General features: G+C 67.0%; 25 protein-coding genes, 1 tRNA gene and 1 riboswitch. Of the genes, 14 read left to right on the forward strand and 12 right to left on the reverse strand.

The window, feature by feature from the left end; genetic code table 11:
- Window positions 1-193 precede the first annotated feature (193 nt).
- Both QO058_RS13390 and rpsU read right to left on the reverse strand, forming a co-directional pair.
- Window positions 194-568 carry a DUF6481 family protein gene (locus tag QO058_RS13390; RefSeq protein WP_284172510.1) on the reverse strand — a complete coding sequence of 125 codons (375 nt, stop codon included), beginning with the start codon at window positions 566-568 and terminating at the stop codon, window positions 194-196.
- Between the two features lie 82 nt (window positions 569-650).
- Complete coding sequence (rpsU, locus tag QO058_RS13395) at window positions 651-914, reverse strand: 30S ribosomal protein S21 (protein ID WP_110489825.1); 264 nt, start codon at window positions 912-914, stop codon at window positions 651-653.
- 210 nt (window positions 915-1,124) lie between these two features.
- On the opposite strand from rpsU, the gene QO058_RS13400 reads away from it, so the two are divergent.
- The 12 genes from QO058_RS13400 (at window position 1,125) to QO058_RS13455 (ending at window position 11,169) form a co-directional block, all read left to right on the forward strand.
- A complete protein-coding gene (locus QO058_RS13400; protein WP_284172511.1) occupies window positions 1,125-1,712 on the forward strand; it encodes a hypothetical protein in 588 nt (195 codons plus the stop codon).
- 118 nt (window positions 1,713-1,830) lie between these two features.
- A complete protein-coding gene (gene proB / locus QO058_RS13405; RefSeq protein ID WP_284172512.1) occupies window positions 1,831-2,970 on the forward strand; it encodes a glutamate 5-kinase in 1,140 nt (379 codons plus the stop codon).
- A gap of 83 nt (window positions 2,971-3,053) precedes the next feature.
- A complete protein-coding gene (locus tag QO058_RS13410; protein WP_284172513.1) occupies window positions 3,054-4,295 on the forward strand; it encodes a glutamate-5-semialdehyde dehydrogenase in 1,242 nt (413 codons plus the stop codon).
- Window positions 4,292-4,903: a nicotinate-nucleotide adenylyltransferase gene (locus QO058_RS13415; RefSeq protein ID WP_284172514.1), complete on the forward strand. Its 612-nt coding sequence runs from the start codon at window positions 4,292-4,294 to the stop codon at window positions 4,901-4,903. The genes QO058_RS13410 and QO058_RS13415 overlap by 4 nt, the downstream gene beginning before the upstream one ends.
- 60 nt (window positions 4,904-4,963) lie before the next feature.
- Window positions 4,964-5,383 carry a ribosome silencing factor gene (gene rsfS, locus QO058_RS13420; RefSeq protein WP_432212062.1) on the forward strand — a complete coding sequence of 140 codons (420 nt, stop codon included), beginning with the start codon at window positions 4,964-4,966 and terminating at the stop codon, window positions 5,381-5,383.
- Between the two features lie 13 nt (window positions 5,384-5,396).
- On the forward strand, window positions 5,397-5,879 hold the full coding sequence (gene rlmH, locus QO058_RS13425; protein WP_284172515.1) for a 23S rRNA (pseudouridine(1915)-N(3))-methyltransferase RlmH: 483 nt from the start codon (window positions 5,397-5,399) through the stop codon (window positions 5,877-5,879).
- 86 nt (window positions 5,880-5,965) lie between these two features.
- Window positions 5,966-7,243 (forward strand): murein hydrolase activator EnvC family protein, encoded by a 1,278-nt coding sequence (locus QO058_RS13430; RefSeq protein ID WP_284172516.1) that lies wholly within the window; start codon window positions 5,966-5,968, stop codon window positions 7,241-7,243.
- Complete coding sequence (locus tag QO058_RS13435; RefSeq protein ID WP_284172518.1) at window positions 7,243-8,598, forward strand: S41 family peptidase; 1,356 nt, start codon at window positions 7,243-7,245, stop codon at window positions 8,596-8,598. Before QO058_RS13430 ends, QO058_RS13435 begins: the two co-directional genes overlap by 1 nt.
- 176 nt (window positions 8,599-8,774) lie before the next feature.
- Window positions 8,775-9,983, forward strand: a complete 1,209-nt coding sequence (locus QO058_RS13440) for a divergent polysaccharide deacetylase family protein (RefSeq protein WP_284172519.1) — start codon at window positions 8,775-8,777, stop codon at window positions 9,981-9,983.
- A complete protein-coding gene (locus QO058_RS13445) occupies window positions 9,980-10,483 on the forward strand; it encodes an RNA pyrophosphohydrolase (RefSeq protein ID WP_284172520.1) in 504 nt (167 codons plus the stop codon). Before QO058_RS13440 ends, QO058_RS13445 begins: the two co-directional genes overlap by 4 nt.
- 62 nt (window positions 10,484-10,545) lie before the next feature.
- Window positions 10,546-10,953, forward strand: coding sequence for a phosphoribosyl-ATP diphosphatase (gene hisE / locus QO058_RS13450; RefSeq protein WP_284172521.1), 408 nt, complete (start codon window positions 10,546-10,548; stop codon window positions 10,951-10,953).
- Window positions 10,954-11,092: 139 nt separating this feature from the next.
- Window positions 11,093-11,169: transfer RNA gene (locus QO058_RS13455), tRNA-Arg, on the forward strand.
- 202 nt (window positions 11,170-11,371) lie between these two features.
- Here QO058_RS13455 and cueR read toward each other — a convergent pair.
- Together cueR and QO058_RS13465 are read right to left on the reverse strand one after the other, a co-directional pair.
- Window positions 11,372-11,821 (reverse strand): Cu(I)-responsive transcriptional regulator, encoded by a 450-nt coding sequence (gene cueR, locus QO058_RS13460; protein ID WP_284172522.1) that lies wholly within the window; start codon window positions 11,819-11,821, stop codon window positions 11,372-11,374.
- 62 nt (window positions 11,822-11,883) lie between these two features.
- Window positions 11,884-14,388 carry a heavy metal translocating P-type ATPase gene (locus tag QO058_RS13465; RefSeq protein ID WP_284172523.1) on the reverse strand — a complete coding sequence of 835 codons (2,505 nt, stop codon included), beginning with the start codon at window positions 14,386-14,388 and terminating at the stop codon, window positions 11,884-11,886.
- 162 nt (window positions 14,389-14,550) lie between these two features.
- Here QO058_RS13465 and QO058_RS13470 point away from each other — a divergent pair, with 162 nt between their 5' ends.
- Window positions 14,551-14,745, forward strand: a complete 195-nt coding sequence (locus QO058_RS13470; protein ID WP_284172895.1) for a heavy-metal-associated domain-containing protein — start codon at window positions 14,551-14,553, stop codon at window positions 14,743-14,745.
- Window positions 14,746-14,759: 14 nt separating this feature from the next.
- Window positions 14,760-15,152: a CopM family metallochaperone gene (copM, locus tag QO058_RS13475; protein WP_284172524.1), complete on the forward strand. Its 393-nt coding sequence runs from the start codon at window positions 14,760-14,762 to the stop codon at window positions 15,150-15,152.
- 118 nt (window positions 15,153-15,270) lie between these two features.
- On the opposite strand, the gene QO058_RS13480 is transcribed toward copM, so the two are convergent.
- The 8 genes from QO058_RS13480 to QO058_RS13515 all read right to left on the reverse strand — a co-directional run bounded on the left by QO058_RS13480 (window position 15,271) and on the right by QO058_RS13515 (window position 23,717).
- On the reverse strand, window positions 15,271-15,927 hold the full coding sequence (locus QO058_RS13480; RefSeq protein WP_284172525.1) for a class I SAM-dependent methyltransferase: 657 nt from the start codon (window positions 15,925-15,927) through the stop codon (window positions 15,271-15,273).
- Window positions 15,924-16,703: an ABC transporter ATP-binding protein gene (locus tag QO058_RS13485; RefSeq protein WP_284172526.1), complete on the reverse strand. Its 780-nt coding sequence runs from the start codon at window positions 16,701-16,703 to the stop codon at window positions 15,924-15,926. The genes QO058_RS13480 and QO058_RS13485 overlap by 4 nt, the downstream gene beginning before the upstream one ends.
- Window positions 16,700-17,743, reverse strand: coding sequence for a FecCD family ABC transporter permease (locus tag QO058_RS13490; protein ID WP_284172527.1), 1,044 nt, complete (start codon window positions 17,741-17,743; stop codon window positions 16,700-16,702). Before QO058_RS13490 ends, QO058_RS13485 begins: the two co-directional genes overlap by 4 nt.
- Window positions 17,740-18,750: an ABC transporter substrate-binding protein gene (locus QO058_RS13495; protein ID WP_284172896.1), complete on the reverse strand. Its 1,011-nt coding sequence runs from the start codon at window positions 18,748-18,750 to the stop codon at window positions 17,740-17,742. The genes QO058_RS13490 and QO058_RS13495 overlap by 4 nt, the downstream gene beginning before the upstream one ends.
- A 241-nt stretch (window positions 18,751-18,991) precedes the next feature.
- Window positions 18,992-19,201: riboswitch (cobalamin riboswitch) on the reverse strand.
- A 29-nt stretch (window positions 19,202-19,230) separates the two neighbouring features.
- Window positions 19,231-20,409: a mandelate racemase/muconate lactonizing enzyme family protein gene (locus QO058_RS13500; RefSeq protein WP_284172528.1), complete on the reverse strand. Its 1,179-nt coding sequence runs from the start codon at window positions 20,407-20,409 to the stop codon at window positions 19,231-19,233.
- A gap of 11 nt (window positions 20,410-20,420) precedes the next feature.
- Window positions 20,421-21,908: a M81 family metallopeptidase gene (locus QO058_RS13505; RefSeq protein ID WP_284172529.1), complete on the reverse strand. Its 1,488-nt coding sequence runs from the start codon at window positions 21,906-21,908 to the stop codon at window positions 20,421-20,423.
- 16 nt (window positions 21,909-21,924) lie between these two features.
- Complete coding sequence (locus tag QO058_RS13510) at window positions 21,925-22,776, reverse strand: ABC transporter permease (RefSeq protein ID WP_284172530.1); 852 nt, start codon at window positions 22,774-22,776, stop codon at window positions 21,925-21,927.
- Window positions 22,773-23,717: an ABC transporter permease gene (locus QO058_RS13515; RefSeq protein ID WP_284172531.1), complete on the reverse strand. Its 945-nt coding sequence runs from the start codon at window positions 23,715-23,717 to the stop codon at window positions 22,773-22,775. Before QO058_RS13515 ends, QO058_RS13510 begins: the two co-directional genes overlap by 4 nt.
- Between the last annotated feature and the right edge of the window lie 62 nt (window positions 23,718-23,779).

The raw sequence follows: 23,779 nt of genomic DNA on the forward strand, positions 1-23,779 counted from the left end.
GCACGGAGAGATAGCAAGCGCGAAGGTCGTTGCACTTTAGTTGCAGACAGAAGGGATAATCTTCCCAAGAGAATGAGTGCTATTCCCCAGCGGAAAGAAACGGCATGGCGAAGGCCTGTGCCTCAAAAGAAAACGGCGCCGCATCATATGCGGCGCCGTCAGCGATCAAGTGGGTTCGATCGAGAATTCCTGTTCAGCGGCGCTTACCGGCGACCCGCATCTCCATGTACTGCACGGCCTCGAGCAGGACGCGGCGCGGCCGCTCGGCGTCACGCTTGGCCTGCTCGGCCTTGCGCTGCACCTCGCGCTCGATCTCGGCCAGACGCTCGGCCTCTTCCTGGGCCGCACGCTCCAGGGCGGCGAGGCGCTCGGCTTCGAGGCGCTCCGCTTCCTTCTTGGCATCGCGCTCGGCCCGCGCGGCGATGATCGCTTCGCGCTCGGCCCGACGCTGCACCATCACCGGATCGTCCGGCCCTGGACGCTTCTTGAAGCGCTCGAGCAGGGCCTTCTTCGCACTGGCGGAATTGGCCTGGCGATCGGTGAAATGGCGGTCGTTCGGATTCTTCAAGGTTGGCCTTCTGGAGTTGCTCGGGCGAAATTGCCGCCCGCGCGCTTCAGATAGTGCAGCGCGCGGGGTTTTTGTAGTGAAATCAGCGCGGGGCGGCTGCGCCGGCAGCGCGGGGCTTGAGCACCTTCGGCTTCGGCGCGGCAATCAAGCCCTCGCGCTGGGCCTGCTTGCGGGCGAGCTTGCGGGCGCGGCGGACGGCCTCGGCCTTTTCGCGGGCGCGCTGCTCGGACGGCTTCTCATACGAAGCGCGACGCTTCATCTCGCGGAACACGCCTTCGCGCTGCAATTTCTTCTTCAGAACGCGAATGGCCTGATCGACATTATTGTCGCGCACGAGAACCTGCATCCGTGTCTCCAGCTTTGCAGGATGGAAGGAAAAAGGGCCAGGCTGAGCCCGACCCTTGATGAATTGTGCGCCCCGGTAACAGAATTCAGCGGCCAGCGCCACCCCTCTTGTGCCTCGTCTCGTGCATGGCAAACCCGCATCCCCTTTACGCCCCTTGGCATGGCACGGCCCGCCATGCACCCTTGACCCCCCTCGATCACGCCGGACACCATGGACGCCCAAGCCGCCAACGAGCTCTTTCCCCATATCCGCATCGTCATCGGCATGGTGGTCGGTCTCGGGATCACGCGGCTGCTCACTGGCCTCGCCCGGCTGATCCAGCACCCGAAGCGCTATCGCCTCTCGGCGATTCATCTGCTCTGGGTCTTTTCTCTGCTCGTCGAACTCGCCTTGTTCTGGTGGTGGGAGTTCGCGCTGTCCCGGCTGCCGAGCCTGACCTTCGGCACCTTCATCTTCCTGATCGTCTACGCGCTGACGCTCTTCCTGCTCTGCGCACTGCTGTTCCCCGATGATCTCGACGAATATGCCGATTACGAGGACTATTTCCTCAACCGCAGGCGCTGGTTCTTCGGCCTCTTCGCGCTGACCTTCGTCCTCGACGTCGTCGATACCGCGATCAAGGGCTCCGAGCGCTGGAGCCATTACAGCGCCGATTATCTCGTCCAGGTCCCGCTCGGCCTAGGGCTCTGCCTGCTTGCCTCGCTCTTCGCCAACAAGCGCCTGCAACTCGCAACAGCGTTGCTCCACATCGCCTACCAGGCCTACTGGATCGTCCGGGTGCTCGGCGCGCCGGTCTGAAGCGCCTCTACCACACGGGGCGCAGCGGCAATGCGCCCGCGCTGCTTTACAATGCCGGCGATTTGGCCAAGGAACGGCGACAGGCACTGTCTTGCCCGCCTTGAAGCCCGGTCCCACCGTGAACCTGCCTGCCCTCGATCAGTTCCGCCGCATCGTCGTCAAGGTCGGCTCGTCCCTGCTCGTTGATCGCGCACAGGGGCGCCTGCGCCATGCCTGGCTCGCCGCGCTCGCCGAGGACCTCGCCGAACTGCACGGCCGCGGCGCCGACGTTCTTGTCGTTTCTTCCGGTGCGATTGCGCTCGGCCGCACCGTGCTGAAATTGCCGGCTGGCCCGCTCAAGCTCGAGGAAAGCCAGGCCTCCGCCGCGATCGGCCAGATCGCGCTCGCCCGCAACTGGTCGGAAGCGCTTGGCCATCACGGACTCAATGCCGGCCAGATCCTGTTGACGCTCGCCGATACCGAGGAGCGCCGGCGCTATCTCAACGCTCGCGCGACGCTCGGCCGGCTGCTCGACCTGCGTGCGGTTCCGGTCATCAACGAGAACGATACCGTCGCAACCTCCGAGATTCGCTATGGCGACAATGACCGGCTCGCCGCCCGCGTCGCCACCATGGCCGGCGCCGACCTCCTGGTGTTGTTCTCCGACATCGACGGGCTCTACACCGCCCCGCCTTTATCGAGCCCGGACGCCAGGCACATCCCGGTCATCCCGGCGATCACGCCCGCGATCGAGGCGATGGCCGGCGGCGCGGCCTCCGAGCTCTCACGTGGCGGCATGCGCACCAAGATCGAGGCCGGCAAGATCGCGACCGCCGGCGGCGCCCATATGCTGATCGCCGACGGCCGCGCCAAGAACCCGCTGCGCGCCGTCGCCGAGGGCGCGCGCTGCTCCTGGTTCCTCAGCGCCTCGACACCCGCCACCGCGCGCAAGACCTGGATCGCCGGCTCGCTCGAACCGCGCGGCACGCTCCATGTCGATGACGGCGCCGCCCGGGCGCTGCGCGGCGGCGCGAGCCTGCTGCCGGTCGGCGTGACCCGGATCGAGGGCGCCTTCAGCCGCGGCGATGCCGTGGTGATCCGTGCCGGCGACGGCAGCGAGCTCGGCCGTGGCCTCGTCGCCTATGATGCGGAGGAGGCGGCGCGCGTCCTCGGCAAGGCCTCGCGCGATATCGCGGCGGTGCTCGGCTATCCCGGCCGTGCCGAGATGATTCACCGGGACGACATGGCGCTGCGCCTCGGCTACGATCCAGGCGTGTGAGTGAAATCCAGGCCGATGATGACCAGTGAGAGCGCAAGGCGCCCCCCGCGCCCGACAACGAGAACGGCGACGTCGCCGTACTGATGCGCGGCCTCGGCCGCGGCGCGCGCGCTGCGGCGCGTCAGGTAGGCACCGCGCCGGCTGAGCAGCGTGACCGCGCACTCGCCGCGATGGCGACGGCCCTGCGCGGGCGCGCCCCGGCGATTCTCGCCGCCAATCGTCAGGACCTCGCCGATGGGCAGGCCGCCGGGCTCGCCGCCTCATTCATCGACCGGCTCGCCCTCGACGATGTCCGCCTGGAGGCGATCGCCCAGGCTGTCGCCGATATCTCCGCCTTGCCCGACCCGGTCGGGCGGGTGCTTGCAAGCTGGACGCAGCCCAATGGCTTGTTCTTCGAGCGCGTCGCCACCCCGCTCGGCGTCGTCGCCGTGATCTTCGAGAGCCGGCCCAACGTCACGGCCGACGCCGGCGCGCTTTGCCTGAAGAGCGGCAATGTCGCGATCCTGCGCGCCGGTTCCGACAGTTTCCGGACATCGAGCGAGATCGCCGCCGCGATGCAGGACGGGCTTAGCCTCGCCGGCCTGCCGCGCGAGGCGATCCAGCTCGTGCCGAGTCGCGATCGCGCCGCCGTCGGAGAGATCCTCAAAGGGCTCGATGGCGTGATCGACGTGGTCGTGCCGCGTGGCGGAAAAAGCCTGGTGGCGCGGGTGCAGAAGGAGGCGCGCGTACCGGTCTTCGCCCATCTCGACGGCAACTGCCATGTCTATGTCCATGCGCAGGCTGACCTCGCCATGGCCCGCGCGATCCTCCTCAACGCCAAATTGCGCCGTACCGGTGTCTGCGGCGCCGCGGAGACTCTGCTGGTCGACGAAGCTTGCGCGACGACGCATCTGAAGCCGCTCGTCACCGCCTTGCTCGACGACAACTGCGCCGTGCGTGGTGATGCGGCGACGCTGAGCATCGATTCGCGGGTCACACCGGCGAGCGAGGAGGATTGGCGGACCGAATATCTCGACCGCATCATCGCGGTGAAGGTGGTTCCCGGCCTCGACGCCGCGATTGCGCATATCGAGACCTATGGCTCGCATCATACCGATGCGATCGTGACGGGGGACGAGGCCGCGGCGCAGCGTTTCCTCGCCGAGGTCGATTCGGCGATCGTCCTTCACAACGCCTCGACCCAGTTCGCCGATGGCGGCGAGTTCGGCTTCGGTGCCGAGATCGGCATCGCCACCGGCCGCATGCATGCGCGCGGTCCCGTTGGCGTCGAGCAGCTCTGCTCCTTCAAATATCGGGTCCATGGCCGGGGTCAGGTCCGCCCGTGAGCGCCGAGGAGCTGCGCCTGCCGCCGCACGCGCCCGGTTTGCGCATCGGGCTGTTCGGCGGCACCTTCAACCCAGCCCATGACGGCCACCGCATGGCGAGCCTGACCGCTTTGCGCCGGCTCCAGCTCGACCGGGTCTGGTGGCTGGTCACGCCCGGCAACCCCTTGAAGGACAACCACGCCTTGCCGCCGCTCACGCAGCGCATCGCAACGGCCCGAGCGCTCGCCAATCACGGCCACATCAATGTCACCGGCATCGAGGCGACGCTGCGTACACGCTACACCGCCGACACGCTGCGCCAGCTGAAGCGCCGCTGCCCGGGTGTGCGCTTCGTCTGGATCATGGGGTCGGACAACCTGGCGAATTTCCATCATTGGAACGAATGGCGCGCCATCGCCAGGATGATGCCGATCGCGGTGATCGACCGCCCGGGCTCGACCCTCCATTCGGTCGCCTCCCCCGCCGCCAACTGGATGGCGCGCTGGCGGTTACCCGAGAATCAGGGGGCAGCTCTGCCTGTGCGCACGCCGCCAGCCTGGATCTTCCTGCACGGGCGGCGCTCCGAGCTATCCTCGACCTATCTGCGCGAGCTCGCCGAAAACAATTGAATTTCGCCCTTCCGGCGCTTAAATTGGGGTTCCGCGCCCCGAGGGCGTCGTCATGTGAGGATTAAGACTCTGGACCGTCAATCGATCGGCGAAGCTGCCACCACGCCGCTTCCCCCGGCTGCCCCGACCGACAACCCGGCTGCGTCCAGCATTACGCTCGCCTTGCAGGTCCTGGACGACATGAAGGCCGAGGACGCCACCGTGATCGATCTGGTCGGCAAGACCTCGCTGGCAGACGCCATGATCATCGCCTCCGGACGGGTTAACCGCCATGTCGGCTCGATCGCCGACAGCCTGGTCGAAGCTTTCAAGAAGGCCGGCCACGAGACGCCGAAGGTCGAGGGCATTCCGGCCTGCGACTGGGTGCTGATCGATACCGGCGACCTGATCATCCACATCTTCCGGCCGGAAGTGCGCCAGTTCTACAATCTCGAGAAGATGTGGGGCGCCGACCGGCCGCGCGAGCGTCTCGACGGCTGATCCCTAGCTCTTCGTGCGCCTTTCGGTCATCGCCGTCGGCCGCCTCAAGGACGGGCCGGAGCGCGATCTCTGCGCCCGCTATCAGGAACGCGCTCAGGGCCTTGCCCGCGGACTCGGCCTGAGCGGACCCGATGTCGTCGAGCTCGCCGAAAGCCGGGGCCGGCGCACCGAAGAGCGCCGCCGCGAGGAAGCGAAGCTGATCTTGGAGCGCCTGCCGCTCTCCGGGCTCGTCATAGCCCTGGACGAGCGTGGCAGGAGCCTCGACAGCGACGCCTTCGCTAGCCGGCTCGCCAGCGCGCGCGACGGCGGCACCCCCGCCGCAACCCTACTGATCGGCGGCGCCGACGGGCTCGATGCCGAACTGCGCGAACGCGCCACGCTGGTGCTCTCCTTCGGCGCGCTGACCATTCCACACCAGATCGTCCGGGCGCTCGTGCTCGAACAGCTCTATCGGGCGATGACGATCATGGCCGGCCACCCTTATCATCGGGCATGACCCGCCCCTCCCGGCTGATTCGGATCTCGCACGCACTCCGGCCCTGGCCGGCGCTGCTGTGGGCTTGCCTCATAGCCGGCACTGCCGTGGCTCAGACGGCTCCCGCCCCTGATTCGGAGCAGACCACCCGCGAGACCGAGCAGAAGCGTGAGGAGAAACGCGCCCGCGAGGCCGAGCTCAAGGCGATCGAGGAGCGGCTCGCCGGCAGCGCCGAGGCCCGCGCCAAGCTCGAAGCCGAGATCGCCGGCATCCGCGCCGACCGCACCAAGCTGAACCAGGCCCTGCTCGATACCACCGCCCGCACGCAAGGCGCTGAAGGCCGCATCGGCGGGCTCGAACAGCGCCTTTCCCTGCTGCAGACCAGCGAGACCGCGATCCGGCGTTCGCTGGAGAGCCGGCGCGGCCTGATCGGCGAGGTGCTGGCAGCGCTGCAGCGAATCGGCCGCCGGCCGCCGCCGGCCGTGCTGGTCCGGCCAGAGGATATCCTCGAAGCAGTACGCGCCTCGATGCTGCTCGGCGCGGTCGTGCCCGATCTGCGCCAGGAGATCGCGATCCTCGGTACCGACCTGGCCGAGTTGGTGCGCCTGCGCGAGCGCATTGCCGAGGAGCGCAAGGCGATCGCCGGCGAGATGGAGGGGTTGGCCGGCGAGCGCCAGCGCCTGGCATCACTGATCGAGGCGCGGCGCGTCCGCGAGGCGAGCGCCGCGCAGGACATCGAGACGCAGCGTGCCACCGGCAGTGAGCTCGCGGGACAGGCCAAGACCCTGCGCGACCTCGTCGAACGCATCGAGAAGGATATCTCGTCCACCACCCGCGCCGCCGAGGCCGCCCGCCGGGCGATCGAGGCCGAGACGCAGGAGCAACGCCAGCGCATGGCGCAGCTGGCCTTTCGCGACCCTGCCCGGCTCGCCCCCAAGGCGGCCTTCCAGGAATTGCGCGGGATGCTGCCTTTGCCGGTGGCAGGTTCACAATTGCGTGGATTCGGTGCAACTGACGAAATTGGCGCCGCCGCACGCGGAATTTCGCTTTCAACCCGGCGCAATGCCGTGGTTTCGTCACCTTCCGATGGCTGGGTGGTCTACGCTGGACCGTTCCGCTCCTTTGGCCAACTCTTGATCCTCAATGCCGGCAATGGTTACTATGTTCTTCTGGCGGGCATGCAGCGCATCGATGTTTCGTTGAACCAGTTTGTGCTGGCGGGAGAGCCAATCGCGGTAATGGGCGAGACCGCGGAAGCGGCTGCGACGAATGTAGGAGCGGGGGCCGGCGAGCCGGTCCTCTATGTCGAATTCAGGAAAGACGGCGTCTCGATCGATCCGACGCCGTGGTGGACGAAATCGCAAGGCGAAAAGGTTCGCGGATGATGCGCAAGGTTTCTCTCGTTCTGGCCGGCGCCATCGCCGGCGCGGGGCTCACTGGTGTCGCGACGCAGACGAGGCTGTTCTCGTCGACCAGCGCGGTCGCGGCGTCAGCCGAGGTCTACCGCAGCCTCAATCTCTTCGGCGACATCTTCGAGAAGATCCGCACCGACTATGTCGAGAAGCCGGATGAGCAGAAGCTGATCGAGGCGGCCATCAACGGCATGGTCTCCTCGCTCGACCCGCATTCGGGCTATCTCGACGCCAAGAGCTTCCGCGACATGGATATCGACATGCGCGGCCAGTTCGGCGGGCTCGGCATCGAGGTGACGATGGAGGACGGCGTCCTCAAGGTCGCCAAGCCGATCCGCGACACGCCCGCCTCCAAGGCCGGCATCCTGGCCGGCGACATGATCCGCCAGATCGACGGCGACGAGGTCAAGGGCCTCAGCCTCAACCAGGCGGTCGAGAAGATGCGCGGCATCATCAACACGCAGGTGAAGCTCAAGATCGAGCGCCCCGGCAAGACCGAGCCGCTGGAATTCACCCTGACCCGGTCCAACATCGTCGTGCCGGCGGTCGAGGAGCGCGTCGAGGGCGATGTCGGCTATATCCGCATCGGCACCTTCAGCGAACAGACCTATGAGGGCCTGCGCAAGGGGCTCGACAAGGTCAATGCCGAGATCGGCTTCGACAAGGTCAAGGGCTACATCATCGACCTGCGCAACAACCGCGGCGGCCGTCTCGACCAGTCGGTGCTGGTCTCCGACGCCTTCCTCGAGCGCGGCAAGATCGTCTCCACCCGCGGCCGCAACGCCGAGGAAACCCAGGTCTTCAACGCCAAGTCGGGCGATCTGACCAAGGGCAAGCCGGTCGTCGTGCTGATCAACGGCTCCTCCGCCTCCGCCGCGGAGATCGTCGCCGGCGCCCTGCAGGACCACAAGCGCGCCACCGTCATGGGCTCGCGCTCCTTCGGCAAGGGCTCGGTGCAGACCGTCATCCGCCTCGGCGACAATGGCGGCCTGCGACTGACCACGGCGCGCTACTACACCCCGTCCGGCAACTCGATCCAGGCCAAGGGCATCACGCCCGACATCGAGATCATCCAGGATGTGCCGGCCGAGCTGAAGGAAAAGATCGAGAACAAGGGCGAGGCCTCGCTCAAGGGCCATCTGCGCAATGGCGACGGCAAGGAGGAGCAGGCCGGCTCGCCGTCCTACGTTCCGATCGATCCGGCCAAGGACACCCAGCTCGCCGCGGCGCTCAACCTACTGCGCGGCAAGAAGGACGTGGCATTGCCTGCCACTCCGGCTCCCGCCCCGACTCCTGCGCCCGCTCCGGAGGCCGGCAAGTCGGACTGAGCAAGTCCGACCAGGAGCCGCTGGACTTTCCAGCCCAGCAACACGGCACTTGTGCAACGGCCGCAGGAGATTGTTTTCCCTGCGGCCGATTGGCGATTGATTCTAGCCCGAATCATCCGACTCTAGCGGTGCGAACTGATTCGCAAACGTGATGACGTCGAAGAGGACGGCGCTTCTTGGCCGGATTGCCGCTCAGCGAACTCGACCAGCCGCTCGGGCAGGCGAAGCGTGCGCATGCGCCTTGGCCCTATGGGCGCTGGCTCTGGCGCGGCCTGACCAGCGCTCTGGCTATCGTCTTTACAGGGCTCGCCCTTTATGCGGCGCTGAAGCGCGACCCCGTCGGCGGCGAGCCGATCGCGACCGCCATGATCCGCGAGCGCCCCTCGGCTCCCGATATCGCCAACGTCCCGCCTCAGCCCGCCACGGCTGAGGAAAGGCGTGGCCCCGCCAGTGCCAACCAGCTCGAAACCGACTCCGGCGTCACCGTCGTCCGGCCGGGTGCCGACGCCCCCGGTGCGATCATCATCACCGTGCCCGACGACGGCGCGATAAAGCTTGCACCGTCGCCAGACAAGCGCCTCGTCGAACGCACCCGGCATGGCCTCCTGCCGAAAATCGGCCCCGATGGCGCGACACCGCTGCAGGTCTATGCGCGCCCGCTCGGCCCCGCCCCCGCCGGCAAGCCGGCCGGCCGGATCGCGATTCTCGTCGGCGGCCTCGGCATCAGCCAGAGCTCGACCAGCGAGGCGATCGCGCGCCTGCCGGGACCTGTCTCGCTCGCCTTTGCCCCCTATGGCGCCGATCTGGAGAAGACCGTGCAGCGGGCGCGCAGCGAGGGCCACGAGGTCTTCCTGCAGGTGCCGATGGAGCCGTTCGACTATCCCGACAACGATCCGGGGCCCCATACCCTGCTCACCGGGCCGAAGGGCAGCGATAATCTCGACCGGCTGCAATGGGCGCTCGGCCGCGTCACCGGCTATGTCGGCATCGTCAACTTCCTCGGTGGCCGCCTGACTGCCGACGATACGGCGCTGACGCCGCTGCTGCGTGAAATCGCCGGTCGCGGCCTGATGGTCGTCGACGATGGCTCCTCGCCGCGCAGCCTGCTCGCATCGGCGGCGACGAAGGCCCAGATTCCAGCACTCAAGGCTGACCTCGCGCTCGACGCCGTGCCGCGCGCCGAGACGATCGATCGGGAGTTGCAGCGGCTGGAGACGCTCGCCCGCGACCAGGGCGCCGTCATCGCCACCGCCAGCGCCTTGCCCGTCACGATCGAGCGTATCACCCGTTGGGCCCGCACACTCGAGGGCAAGAACCTGGTCATCATCCCGGTCAGCGCCGCCCGCGGCTTCCGCAACCCTTCGACCACCGGCTCGCTGCGATGACCAGACCTCCCGCCGGCTACCGTCCCTGCGTCGGCCTTGCCCTGTTCAACCCGGCCGGCCTCGTCTTCATCGGACGCCGCGCCAACCGCAGCCAGCGCGAGCATGTCGCGCCGGGCCATGAATGGCAGATGCCGCAAGGCGGCATCGATGCCGGCGAACAGCCGATCGAGGCCGCCTACCGCGAACTGCGCGAGGAGACCAATGTCTCGTCGGTCTCGCTGCTCGCCGAGGCGCCCGATTGGCTGAGCTATGACCTGCCGCGCGAGATCGGCAAGGAGGCCTGGCGCGGCCGCTATCGCGGCCAGTCGCAGAAATGGTTCGCCTTCCGCTTCGACGGCGACGAGAGCGAGATCAACATTCTCTCGCCGGCCGGCGGCCACAAGGCGGAGTTCGATGCCTGGCGCTGGGTCGAGCTGGCAGAGACGCCGGAGCTGATCATCCCGTTCAAGCGCGACGTCTATCGCGAGGTCGCACGCCTGTTCGCAGGACTGGCGCGGTGAGCGCCCGGCGCAAAAGGCAGGACCGTCACGAAACCCTTACATGGCGGCCCGATTCTGCTGCGATGACCGATTCGGTGCAGAAGCTCTACGCCGCCGTCCTCTCGGCCCGCGCCCGCGATCCGGCCCGATCCCGAACCGCCAAACTGATCCGCGAAGGCGTGCCGAAAATGGCCAAGAAGCTCGGCGAGGAGGCGGTCGAAGTCGGCATCGAGGCGGTCCAGAACAATCGCCCCGCGGTCGTCCGCGAAAGCGCCGACCTCCTCTATAATCTCGTCGTGCTGTGGAGCGAGCTCGGCATCACACCGGGCGAGATCTGGCGTGAGATGGACCGCCGCGAAGAGCTCTACGGCATCGCCGAGAAGCTGCCGAAATCCAGGCATGCCGGCCAGCCGCTGGCCGGCGAGACGAGCAAGGACCGAACCCGGCACGAGGTTCCGCATCCGCTCCTGCTGCAGGGCAAGCACCGCTGACGGCTTTCTGGCAGCCAGCTGGTCCGAGCTCCGAGAGAAAGCGAACGAAGAGGGCAGAACGGGGCTTGCCAAGCGCGGCGCGAGCCTTTAAGTCGGCTTTCGTCAGCCCCGGCGGCCTTTAAAACCGCTCCGCTGTCACGCGCCCGTAGCTCAGCTGGATAGAGCATCAGACTACGAATCTGAGGGTCAGAGGTTCGAATCCTTTCGGGCGCGCCATTTCCACACAAATCTGCGAACACCCTGCGCGTTGGCGGGCCATCCCCTGTGGCCTGCGCTCGCACATGGATGTTGCTGACGACACGGACGCTGCCCTCGTCCACCTCCCCCAGTTCGAGCAGCCCCCAAGGTAGCCTTTCCTAAAACGGGATCGGCCCGTGTGCCTGCCGAGATGCGGCATGGCGCGCCGGCACCGCCTTCCTCATTGCAACAGGCGGGCGACTGCGCCGATGCGAGGCTGGATCGACAGGTCCTCACCATCCGGAGCAGCCTCGAGCCTCTGCAGGATTGGGCAATGGGGGCGGTGGTCGCCCTGACAGGCGTTGGCGAGCAAGGTGAGCGTATGCGCCATGTCCTGCAGGCCCTTGATCTTCGCCTCCAGCCCTTCGATGTGCGCCTGCGCCAAGCGTTTGACCTCGGCGCTCTGCCGGGTCTCGTCACGCCACAGGCCTAGGAGATTGCTGATATCGGCAACCGAAAAGCCGAGATCGCGCGCGCGGCGGATGAAGCGCAGCATATGGACGTCTGTGCCCGAGTAATCGCGGTAGCCAGAGGACTTCCGGTCGGCAGCCGGAATGAGGCCGGTCTGCTCGTAGTAGCGAATCATCTTGGCCGAAACGCCCGATGCTTTCGATGCCCGTCCAATGTTCATCAGCATTCTCCGTAAACTGGTGCGACGGCCGACCCGAATGTAGGGTTGGCGCCGCAGTCGCCTCAGTTCGCCACCTTGAACCCGCGCAACCGCAGCGCATTGCCGAGCACGAACACGCTCGACAGAGCCATGGCGCCCGCGGCAAAGACTGGCGACAGCAGGATGCCATAGGCCGGATAGAGAACGCCCGCCGCGACCGGGATCAGAGCCGTGTTGTAGGCAAACGCCCAGAACAGATTCTGCCGGATGTTGCCGATCGTCGCCTTTGACAGAGCGATTGCGTTGGATACGCCCTGCAGGCTGCCTGACATCAGGACCACGTCCGCCGCCTCGATTGCGATGTCCGTACCCGTGCCGATGGCAAGACCGACATCGGCCTCCGCCAGTGCCGGGGCGTCGTTGATGCCATCCCCCACGAAGGCGACCTTGCCGTACTTGGCCTTGAGGCGGCGAACCGCATCGACCTTGCCGTCCGGCAGCACTTCCGCCACCACCTCGTCGATCCCCAGCCGAGCCGCGATGGCCCTGGTCGTGCGGGCATTGTCGCCGGTGATCATCGCGACCTTGAGGCCGAGATCATGCAGGGCCTTGATCGCCGCAGGCGTGGTGCCCTTGATCGGGTCGGCCACGGCGATGATCGCCGCGAGCGTGCCGTCGATCGCGGCATAGAGCGGCGACTTGCCCTCATTGCCCAGACGCTCGGCAACCCCAGAGAACGCTGCCATGTCATGGCCGAGTTCGACCATGTAGCGGTCCGCGCCGATCTCGACAGGCTTGCCGTCGACCTTGGCCTTGACGCCGAAGCCCGTCACCGATGCGAAGTCGGTCACGGCCCGCAACGAAAGGCCTTCCCCAGCGGCCGCGTCCGCAATCGCACGGGCAATCGGGTGCTCCGACTTGGCCTCGACGGCAGCGACAAGACTGAGGACTTTCGAGCGGTCGAAGCCGGCGGCGAGTTCCAGATCGGTCAAGGCCGGCTTGCCCTCGGTCAGAGTACCGGTCTTGTCGAGCGCCACGACCTTGGCGTCCTTCAGCAACTGGAGCGCTTCACCCTTGCGGAAGAGCACGCCGAGCTCGGCGCCGCGACCGGTGCCGACCATGATGGAGGTCGGCGTCGCCAGACCCATGGCGCACGGGCAAGCGATGATCAGGACGGCAACGGCGTTGACCAGCGCGAAGCTGAGCGCGGGCGACGGGCCGAAATAGAGCCAGGCCGCGAAGGTCAACGCCGCCACGGCGAAGACTGCCGGTACGAACCACATCGTGACCTTGTCGACCAGCGCCTGGATCGGCAGCTTGGAGCCCTGCGCCTCTTCGACCATGCGGATGATCTGCGACAGCACGGTGTTGCCGCCGACCGCCGTGGCGCGGAACGCGAACGCGCCGTTCTGGTTGACCGTGCCGCCGACGATCTCGCTGCCGACCGACTTTGAAACCGGGATCGGTTCGCCGGTGATCATCGACTCGTCGACATAGCTGGCGCCTTCGACCAATTCGCCGTCGACGGGCAGACGTTCGCCGGGACGGACCTCGACGATATCGCCGGAAGCGACCGAGCCGATCGGCAGATCGATCGTCTTGCCGTCCCTGCGGACGCGTGCCGTCTTGGCTTGCAGGCCGGCCAGGCGCTTGATCGCTTCGGATGTCCGGCCCTTGGCCCGGGCCTCGAGCAGGCGGCCGAGCAGGATGAGCGTCACGATGACCGCGGCGGCTTCGAAATAGACGTTGATCGTTCCGGGCGGCAGAAAGCCTGGTGCGAAGGTCGCGACCAGCGAATATCCATAGGCGGCGAGCGAACCGACAGCCACGAGCGAGTTCATGTCTGGGGCGAGACGCCAGAGCGCCGGGAGCCCCTTGTCATAGAAACGAATGCCCGGGATGAAGAGCACGAGCGTCGTCAGTGCGAACTGGATGTACCAGCTCCATTGCATGCCGATCGTCGATTCGATGAGGCCATGCACGCCCGGGATGAGGTGCGATCCCATCTCGATGAGAAAGACCGGCGCGGTGAGCGCCGCCGCGATGGTGAAGTCGCGGGTCAGTTCGCGGCGCTCTGCGTCCTTCTTCTCCGCTCGCTCGGCGGTCTCGTCCTCGCCGCCATTGCCGTTGGCTGCGCCAATGAGCTTTGCCTCGTAGCCGGCGTCCTCGATCGCCGCAATCAGGATCGCCGTGTCGGCCGTTCCCCGGATCGTGGCGCGCTCTGTCGCCAGATTGACGACCGCCTCCGTCACGCCGGGAACAGCCTTCAGCGCGCGCTCGACACGGCCGACGCAGGATGCGCAGGTCATGCCTTCGATCGATAGCTCCGTGGGACCGGCCGAGCCGGCAGATGTCTCCGGCACGGAATAGCCGACGTCTTCGATGGCCTCGACAAGCGTTGCGCGGGCGACAACCGATCTGGTCGTGACGCTCGCACGCTCCGTCGCCAGGTTGACCGATACGGTCTCAACGCCCGGGACGGCCTTCAGGGCTCTTTCGATACGACCGACGCAGGACGCGCAGGTCATACCCTCGATGGGTAGCGATATCGTCCCAGGCAAGTCTGTTGCTCGAACGGGGGCATTCATAGCCGCCTCCTCTATCGTTCCGAAATTCAAGTTCGGGCTGAGGGTGAGGCTTCCAACCATGGGAAGGTCAATAGCAAAAATTCATCTCGTTCAGCCCTTGACCTTCCCATGGTTGGAAGCCCCACCTTGAGCGTCATGAAGCCCAAACCAAGGAGAATTCCAATGGAACTCAGAATCGAGAGCATGACCTGCGGCGGCTGCGCCAAATCCGTCACCAAGGCGATCCAGTCAGTCGATCCCGCCGCCAGGATCGAAGTCGAGCCCGCCGCACGCACGGTCAAGGTCAAGACGAGCGCAAGCTCGGCGGCCCTTCAGCAAGCCCTGGAAAAAGCCGGCTATCCGGCAATCGCGAACTGAGCCGGAGCGAGATCATGAACAAGCTCACCCCGATCTTCATCGCAGGAGCGCTCGCCATCAGCGCCGGCCTCGCGATCGCACAGAGCCAAATGAACAAGGACAATCCTATGAAAGGTCACACTATGCCGGGCCACGCGATGCCGGCCTCCGACACCCCATCCACGAAAGCCTACCTCGCCGCCAACGATCGCATGCACAAGGACATGATGGTCAAGTTCACCGGCGATGCCGACGTCGACTTCATGCGCGGCATGATCCCGCACCATCAGGGGGCGATCGAGATGGCGAAAATCGTGCTCGAGCACGGCAAGGATCCGCAGGTCCGAAAACTCGCCGAAGAGGTGATCAAGGCCCAGGATGGCGAGATCGCCATGATGAAGAAGTGGCTCGCCGACCGCGGCAAATAGCAACGGTCCGCCAGCCCGGACACAGCTTCGGCGATGCTGCTCCGGGCTCTGGCCGCTTCACCCACCTCGCCCTGAGCAGAGTCCGCAAACGTCCGGCCGTCATGAGCCGCAGGCAGCTTCAGCTTTTTCGCGCCGTCAGCACGAACATCGGCACATCGCCGGGATAAGGCGACGCCGAGAACAGATGCTGCCAGCTCTGAGCCGGACCGAACCCCGCTTCGGTCAGCATTGCCCGGGCATCGCCCTCCGTCAGCCCGTCATGGCGCGGCAGGCTGGCGGCGAGGCTGCCCGGATAGGTCGAGCGATATTGCGCCGCGACCGACCAGAGCCCGTCCGAGACCAGCACCAGGCCGCCCGGGCGCAGGATCAGTTGCGCCTTGCGCAGCGCTGCCATCGGCTCGGGAAGCGTCCAGAGGACGTTGCGCAGCGTCACGATATCGGCGGAAGCTGGCGCGAACGGCGCCTCCTCGATCAGGGCCTGTTCGAAGCTGACCTCGAGCCCGGACGCCTCGGCGGCCTGCCGGGCGGCAGCGAGCATGCCTTCGGAGCCGTCGCAGGCGCGCACGCGATGGCCGAGCGAAGCTGCGATCAGTGCGCAGGCCCCCGTCCCCGTGCCGAGGTCGACCAGATCCTTCGCGCCTTGCGTCTCGAAGGCGGCAGCGAGGACGTCGCGCCAGAGCGAAGCCTGCGCGATGTGGGAGGCGACGCCATCGAACGCCGGCGCGCGCCGGGTCCAGTAATCGGAAACCTGGGCCTGTGCCTCAGCTGCTTTCACGACTGCCTCCGTTCCGTCTCGACCAGATATTCGATGTGCCGGCGTCCCGACGCCCCCTCGCGGATCGAGACCGCGACGCCGAAGATGCGCTGGATCGCCTCGGGTGTGAGAACCTCGTCCGGAGGACCTGCCGCCTGCAACCGCCCCTCATGCAGCAGCGCGATCTCGTCGCAGAACATGGCGGCGAGGTTGAGATCGTGCAGCGCCATGATGCAGGTGATGCCGAGGCGGCGGACCAGTCCCAGGATCGAGAGCTGATGCTGAATGTCGAGATGGTTGGTCGGCTCGTCCAGGATGAGTTCGCTCGGTTCCTGTGCCAACGCCCGGGCGATATGGACGCGCTGGCGCTCTCCCCCTGAAAGCGTGTGCCAGAACTGGTCGTGCCGCTCCGTGAGCCCGACCCTTGCCAGCGCCTCGTTCACGGCGGCTTCGTCGGCGTCGTTCCACGAGGCGAGCGCGGCGCGATGCGGCGTGCGGCCGAGGCGGACGACATCGCAGACCGAGAGCTGAATCTCGGTCGTCGCCTGCTGCTCGACGAAGGCGAGGCGGCGGGCGAGATCGCGGCGCGGCACGGCGGCGATGTCGCGGCCGTCGAGGGTGACGACGCCGCTGGCGACATTGCGCAGGCGGCAGAGCAGCCGCAGCAGGCTCGATTTGCCCGAGCCATTCGGCCCGATCAGCCCGAGCACCCGGCCGGGCGCAGCCTGTAGGGTCACCCCGTCGACGATCATCCGGCCGGCGGCGCCCCAGCGCGCCTCGCGGGTCGCGAGCGTCATGCCGGCTGCCTCGCACGGTAGAGGATCAGGGCGAAGACCGGCGCACCGAACAGCGCGGTCACAACGCCAATCGGCAGGATCTGCTGCGGGATCAGGATACGCGACAGGATGTCGGCGAGGATCATGAAGATCGCGCCGATGACGAGGCAGGCCGGCAGCAGCCGGGCGTGGCCGGAGCCGACGAGGAAGCGGGCGGCGTGCGGAATGATCAGCCCGACGAAACCGACCGTGCCGACGATCGAGACCATCACCGCCGTCATTACCGCGGTCGTGGCCAAGAGGACGACCTTCACCCTGATAACCGCAATACCGAGCGAGGCCGCGGCATCGACGCCGAAGGCGAAGGCGTCGAGCACCTTGGCGTGCAGCATGCAGATGGCAAAGCCGATGAAGGCGACCGGGGCCGCGATCCAGAGGTCCGGCCAGCGCACACCGCCGAAATTCCCCAGGAGCCAGAACATCACACCGCGCGCCTGTTCGGCGCTGGCCATTGTCGTGACGATCGTCGCGGTCGCGGCATTGAAAAGCTGCGAGGTGGCGACGCCGGCAAGGATGACGCGATCGCTCGCGCCGCCCGCCCCCGTCGCCAGCAGCGCGACCACGGCGAGCGCAGCGCAGGAGCCGATGAAGGCCCCGGCCGAGACGCTCAGCGCCGTGCCGCCGATGCCGACGCCGAGGATCAGCACCGCGACGGCGCCGGTCGAGGCGCCGGCGGAAATGCCCAGCACATAGGGCTCCGCCAGCGGGTTACGCAGCAGCGCCTGCAGGATCGCGCCCGAAAGCGCCAGAGCCCCACCGCACAAGCCAGCCATCAGCGCCCGGCTCAGGCGATAGTCGAAGATCACGCCCTGCTGGATCGCGCTCACAGGGAAGCCGAGATCGAACAGCCCGTTGCCGAGTGCCCGCAGCGCCGTATCAAACGGGATGCGCATCTCGCCGATCGTCACCGCCAGCGCCACCGAGACGGTGAGCGCAGCGAGTGACGCCAGCGCGATGGCGATCCGCGCTGGCCAGTTCGGGCCGTGGGCAGCGTGGCTCAAGGGGAGAGGCCGAAGCCTGAGATCGCCTTGGCGAGCGTCTCGATGCCGTCGACCGTGTCGAGACCGGCACGGGTCGCGCCGACATCGATGATGACGACGCGCTGGTTCTTCACCGCATCGAGCTTGCTGGCGACAGGATCCGTCTTGAGGAAATCGAGCTTCTTCTCGATGTCATCAGCCGGGAAGCGGCGGCGGTCCATCTTCACCGTGACGATCACCGCGGGATTGGCGGCGGCGATGCTCTCCCAGCCGACCAGCGGCCACTCCTCATTGGTCGTGATGATGTTACGGGCGCCGAGCTTCGACAGGATGTAGGCGGGCACGCCGTTCCTGCCGGCCATGAAGCCGTCGCCCTTGATCTCCTTGCTGGAGAACCAGACCACGACCGGCACGTCCCTGGCCTTGACGTTCGCCACCGCCTGGACCGCCTTGTCCTCGCGCGCCTTAAGCTCGGCCACGAGTTTCTCGGCCCGATCGGCGACGTCGAAGATCTGCCCGAACTCGCGGATGTTGCGATAGACCAGCTCCATCGTGAACATCTGGGTGCGCACGCCGTCGCCGGCGCCGGAATTGTCCTTGCCGACGCAATCGGTCGGCGAGACGTAAGTCGGAACCTTGACCTTGGCGAACTGGTCGCGCTTGCCGACGATGCCGTTGGGCCCGACATGCCATTCGAACATCGCGGTGACGAGGTCGGGCTCCTGCGCCAGCACCGCCTCGAAGCTCGGATCATTGTCGGCAAGGCGCTTCACCTTGGCGTTGACGGCTTCATAGGGCATGGCGACGGGCGAGAACCAGACCGCCGTGCCGACGACGCGGTCGCCGAGGCCGAGGGCGTAGAGGATCTCCGTCTGCGTCTGGCCGATCGCGACGATGCGCTTGGGCGGCGCGGCGAAGGTCACGCTCTCGCGGCAGTTCTCCAGTGTCAGCGGATACTGTGTCGGCGCAGCAGAGGCTGCACCCGCGAGCGACGTGCCGAGAAGCGCCGCGGCGGGCCATTGCAGCAGGCGGGCGAATTGGCGCGCAGTCGGCACAGGGCAAACCTCAAATGTAACAATGTTGCATTTCTGATAGAGTGGACGGCACGCAGCCGTCAAGCTCTGCGCGGTAGCGCGCATGGCGGTCGTCATGAACATGGACTTCATCGCTCCCCGAGATGACGGATGGGAGCTGCGCAGGGGATGTGGACAGATGGCGGGCTCAGGCGACCGCCACTGATGCACACCTCCGGGACACCCCGCCCGAAAGACGTCTTCGACGATCGGGGCAGGTCTCCTGGCTCGCGGGTCGACGCCGGTTCCGCCCGGCCTTCCCAGCGCAAGGAGCGCCAGTGGACGATGGACGGAGAGCTCGCCGCTTACAGTTGCGGGGGCAGCCTCGGCTTTGGCGCGGGGCGCCTCACCGAATTCCCTCTTAGCTCCGGAAGCAACCCGGAGAACCTCGATCGCGCCCACCCTATAAGGCGGCGCTATATCGTCAAGCGCCGTTCAGAGGCTGGGCGTGCTGTAGAGCCGCTTGCCCTGGACCGTGATTTCGACGTCCTGCAGGTAGCTCTGCAGCGCGGTTGTCGCGACCTCGATGCCGAGGCCGGGCGCATCGGGCGCTGCGACCTGCCCCTGCGCATCGCGCTCCAGATGATTGGCGGAGATCGCCGTGGCGAGCGGCTTCGGCATCGCCGGATACTCGCAGATCTCGTGATCGGCGAGCCCGGCATAGGGCTGCAGCGAGGCCGAGAGGGCGAGATGCGAGGTGAAGGTGTGGTTGACGAAGGTCACGCCCTTCGCCACCGCATAGTCCGCCACCGCCTTCGAGGGACCGATGCCGCCGATCCGCCCGCAATCGATCTGGACGTAGCCGATGCCGCCATAGTCGATCAGCTGCTTGGCCATGGATTCATTGTGGGCGCCTTCGCCACCGGCGAGGCGCACCTTGGGGCTGCGCCCGGCGAGCGCGCCATAGGCTTCGAGAGCACTGGCGTGGAAGGGTTCCTCGAACCAGCGGACATCCGCCTTTTCCATCGCCGGCAAGCGGGCGGCCGCACGCTCGACGTCCTCGATGAAGATCTGGCCGGTATCGACCAAGAGAATTCCATCCGCTCCGAGCCCTTCCCGCGCCGCGACGAAATGCTCAGCATCGGCCTCGACGCTGCCGCGGCCAATCGGCCCCCAGCCGAACTTGGCGGCTCGGAAACTCCGCTTCCTGGCATCCCGCGCACGCTCCAGCGTCTCCTGCGGCGTGTCACCGAACAGGACGGAAGCATAGGGCGTCTTGGGGTGGCTCTGGCGATAGCCGAGCAGGCGCCAGACCGGCTCGGAGCGCAATTTGCCAAGGATGTCCCACAAGGCCATCTCGACGCCGGAGAAGGTATGCGGCGCCTGCAGCAGGTCCATCGAGTTATAGGCGACCGCGGCGGCGATGCGGGCAATATCCTCCGGGCCATCCAGTGCCTGGCCGAGGACGGAATCGGCGACAGGCCGGCAGACCCCGTGCGACATCGGGCAGATGAAGGCGGCAATCGACGGCAGTGGCGCCGCCTCGCATTCGCCCCAGCCAACATGGCCGCCGGCGGCGACGCGCACCAGCAGCGCGTCCTGGCTGCCATCGGCTTCGTCGGTGACGACGGGCATGGCGAGATAGAAGAAGTCGACAGCCTCGATTTTGGGCATGGGCGCAGTCCTCACAGGTCGTAGATCGTCGCGCGGGGCGCGAAGGTGACGTTGTCGTCGAGCGGATAGATGGGGCGGGCGCAGATGCGGTGGCCGAGGCTTTTCAGGTTCGCCGAGGTCGCGCCGGGCGCGTCGACGTTGAAGTTGCGCGCGCACCACTGGTCGAACATGTGGAATTCGGTATGGGGCGACTTCACCACGATCAGGTCGAAATCCTCCGGATCAAGCCCGTTGGCGTAGTACATCGCCCGGTCGAACAGGCTGACCGAGCGGCTCATCACGACGACGGTGACGTTGCCATAAGTCAGCACCGCGGTCGGGCCGGCCCGGAGCGGCGCCTTCATCGTCTCGAGCGCGGCTTCGCCGTCCGAGAGCAGCTTGACCCTCGCGGTCACCGGCAGCGGCGGAAAGCGCGCCGGGTCGATCGAGCCGCCGAGCGTCAGCGAGAGATTTGCCCCGACTCCCGCCGCATGCGCCGCGGCCGCAGCCGGCGCGTCGACAATCTGGGCCAGCACCCGCTTGCCGTAGCGGGCCACGCGAAGGCCGGCGAGGATCGCATTGCTGTCGCCCGAGGCGCCTGAGGAGGTCGCATCGGCCGCGTCGGTAAAGATCACCGGCCCGTCGATGCTGCGCGCCTGCGCGATGGCGCGGTCCAGGGGCACGAGCTTGCCCTGCATGCGGAAGCGCAGCGGCCAGAACTCCTGTGCCAGTCTTGTCGCCTCCCGCTCGGCACTCGCTGCGTCGCCATCTGTGAGGATCAGCACCTGCGAGCACAATTCCGGCACGTCGGTGAAGGGGTTGCCGATCATGATGCCGGCGGCGAGCACGCTGCCCTCCTCCTCCAGCCGGCGGCATTCGGCGAGCAGTTCGCCATAGCAGCCGGTCTTGGTGATGAGTTCGTCGCCGCGGACCAGCGCCGGAATGACCACGCGCGCCGCGACCGGCCGGATGCCGCCAGCCATCAGCCTCAACAGCAGTTCGGCCGCGCGCCGCCCGGTGTCGGCGAAGTCGACATGCGGATAGGTCCAGTAGATTGCAAAGCCGTCGACCTGCCTCAGCATGCGGTCGGTCAGGATGCCGTGCAGGTCGAGCGAGATGACGATCGGCATCTCCGGGCCTACACGCTCGCGCAGCTTCTCCAGCAGGTAGCCTTCCGGATCGAGCTCGCCATCGGCGCCCATCGCGCCATGCAGCGAGACATAGATGCCGTCGATGCCGTCGAGCCTGGCGAAGATCGCGGCCAGCACCTCCTCGGAAAGCCTCTTCCAGCCCTCCGCCGAGAGCAGCCCGGCGCTGCCGGCGCGCGCGCAGATCGTCGGCACGACCGCGATGTCGGGCCTCGCCTCGAACACCGCGAGCGCGCCACCAAGCTCCTGGTTATTGCCACGCTGCTCATAGAGCCCCTCGCCATGGCGGATCAGGAAGTTGTCGTAGTGCGAGGGCAGCGGGTTGAAGGACGAGATCTCCTGCTTGCAGTCGGCGATCAGGATGCGTTTCATCGCAGGCTCCGGCGGGTCAGAATTTCAGGCGGGGATCGAGCACGTCGCGCAGGCCGTCGCCGAGCAGGTTGAGGCCGAGCACGCAGACGATGATGGCGAGGCCCGGGAACACCGTGATCCACGGCGCTTCGCGCATGAAGTCGCGGCCCTGGGCGATGATCGAGCCGAAGGAGGCGGCCGGCGGCGGCGGCCCGGCGCCGACGAAGGACAGCGCCGCCTCGGCCAGCACCGCGATAGCGAAGACATAGGTCAATCGCACGATCAGGGGCCCGGCGGCGTTGCGCAGCACGTGCTTGAACAGGATGGTCAGTTCGCCGGCGCCGATCGAACGCGCGGCCGAGACATAGTCCAGCTCCCGTTCCAGCAGCACGGAGGCGCGCACGATCCGGGCAGTGTGCGGCGTCGTGGCGATCGCGAGAGCGATCACGACATTGGTCAGCGACGCGCCGAGCACGGCCGAGACCACCATGGCGAGCACGATCGAGGGGAACGCCATCAGCGCGTCCATCACCCGCATGATCGGCTGGTCGAGGCGCGGGAAGAAGCCGGCGACCGCGCCGCTCAGCGTGCCGACGATGCCGGCGAGAATGGCGGTGAGTGCACCGATGGCGAGCGAGATGCGGGCCCCGATCATCACGCGCGAGAGGATGTCGCGGCCAAAATGGTCGGTGCCGAACCAGTGAAGGGCGTCCGGCGCCACCAGCCGGGCGCGGACATTGCTGCGCAGTGGATCGAAGGGCGAGAGGATTTCGGCGGCGAGCGCGACCAGCACCATGGCGAGCACCAGTGCGCCCCCGATCATGAAAGAGCGGTGGCGCAGCAGGCGTCGCCAGGCGGCGCGGCCGACGAGCGGTTCGCCCGCGCTCATGCCAGTCTCACCCGCGGATCGACGACGGCGTAGAGGACGTCGACCACGAGATTGATCGAGAGATAGACGATCGCGAGGAACAGAAGTCCGCCTTGCAGCACCGGAAAATCGCGCGCGGCGATGGCACCGACGATCAGGCGGCCAATCCCCGGGATCGAGAAGACCTGCTCGACGATGACGGCGCCGCCGAGCAGCGCGCCCGAAACAATGCCGATCACGGTCAGGATCGGGATCAGCGCGTTGGGCAAGGCGTGCCGCAGCACGACGCGCAGCTTCGCGAGGCCCTTGGCATCGGCGGTGCGGACATAGTCCTGCCCGAGCGTGTCGAGCATCGAGGCGCGCGCCATCCGGGCGATGAAGCCGACCTGGACGAGCCCGAGCGTCAGTGCCGGCAGGATCATGCAGCGGAGCCACTCGCCCGGCGATTGGCTGAAGGCGGTGAAGCCGCCACTCGGCAGCCAGCCGAGCGAGACCGCGAAGACCAGGACCATCACCAGGCCGAGCCAGAAATCCGGAACCGACAGACCGAGCAGTGCCGCCGTCATCACCGCCTGATCGGGCCAACGGTTATGGTTGACCGCGGCGATGAGGCCAGCGGTGACGCCGACCACCACCGCGAAGGCGAGCGCCAGCGCCGCCAGCGCCAACGTCACTGGAAGCCGCTCGGTCAGCGCTGCGCTGACGGAGCGGTTGAGCAGGATCGACTGGCCGAGATCGCCGCTGAGAATCCGCCCGTACCAGCCGATCATCTGCTGCGGCAGCGACAGGTCGAGCCCGAGCGCGCTGCGCAGCGTGGCGATCTGCGCCGGTGTCGCCGAGGCGTCGAGAAAGGCCGCCGCCGGATCGCCCGGCACCAGCCAGATCAGCGCGAAGGACATCAGCGAGACCAGGGCGAGCACGACGAAGGAGCCCGCCAGACGGCGGATCAGGAAGCTACCCATGCCGCTCCTCAATCAACGAAATGACGGCAGCCAAAGCCGCAGGCGTGGCCCACGGGATTTGA

The organism is Bosea vestrisii (assembly GCF_030144325.1).
Lineage (GTDB): Bacteria > Pseudomonadota > Alphaproteobacteria > Rhizobiales > Beijerinckiaceae > Allobosea > Allobosea vestrisii_A.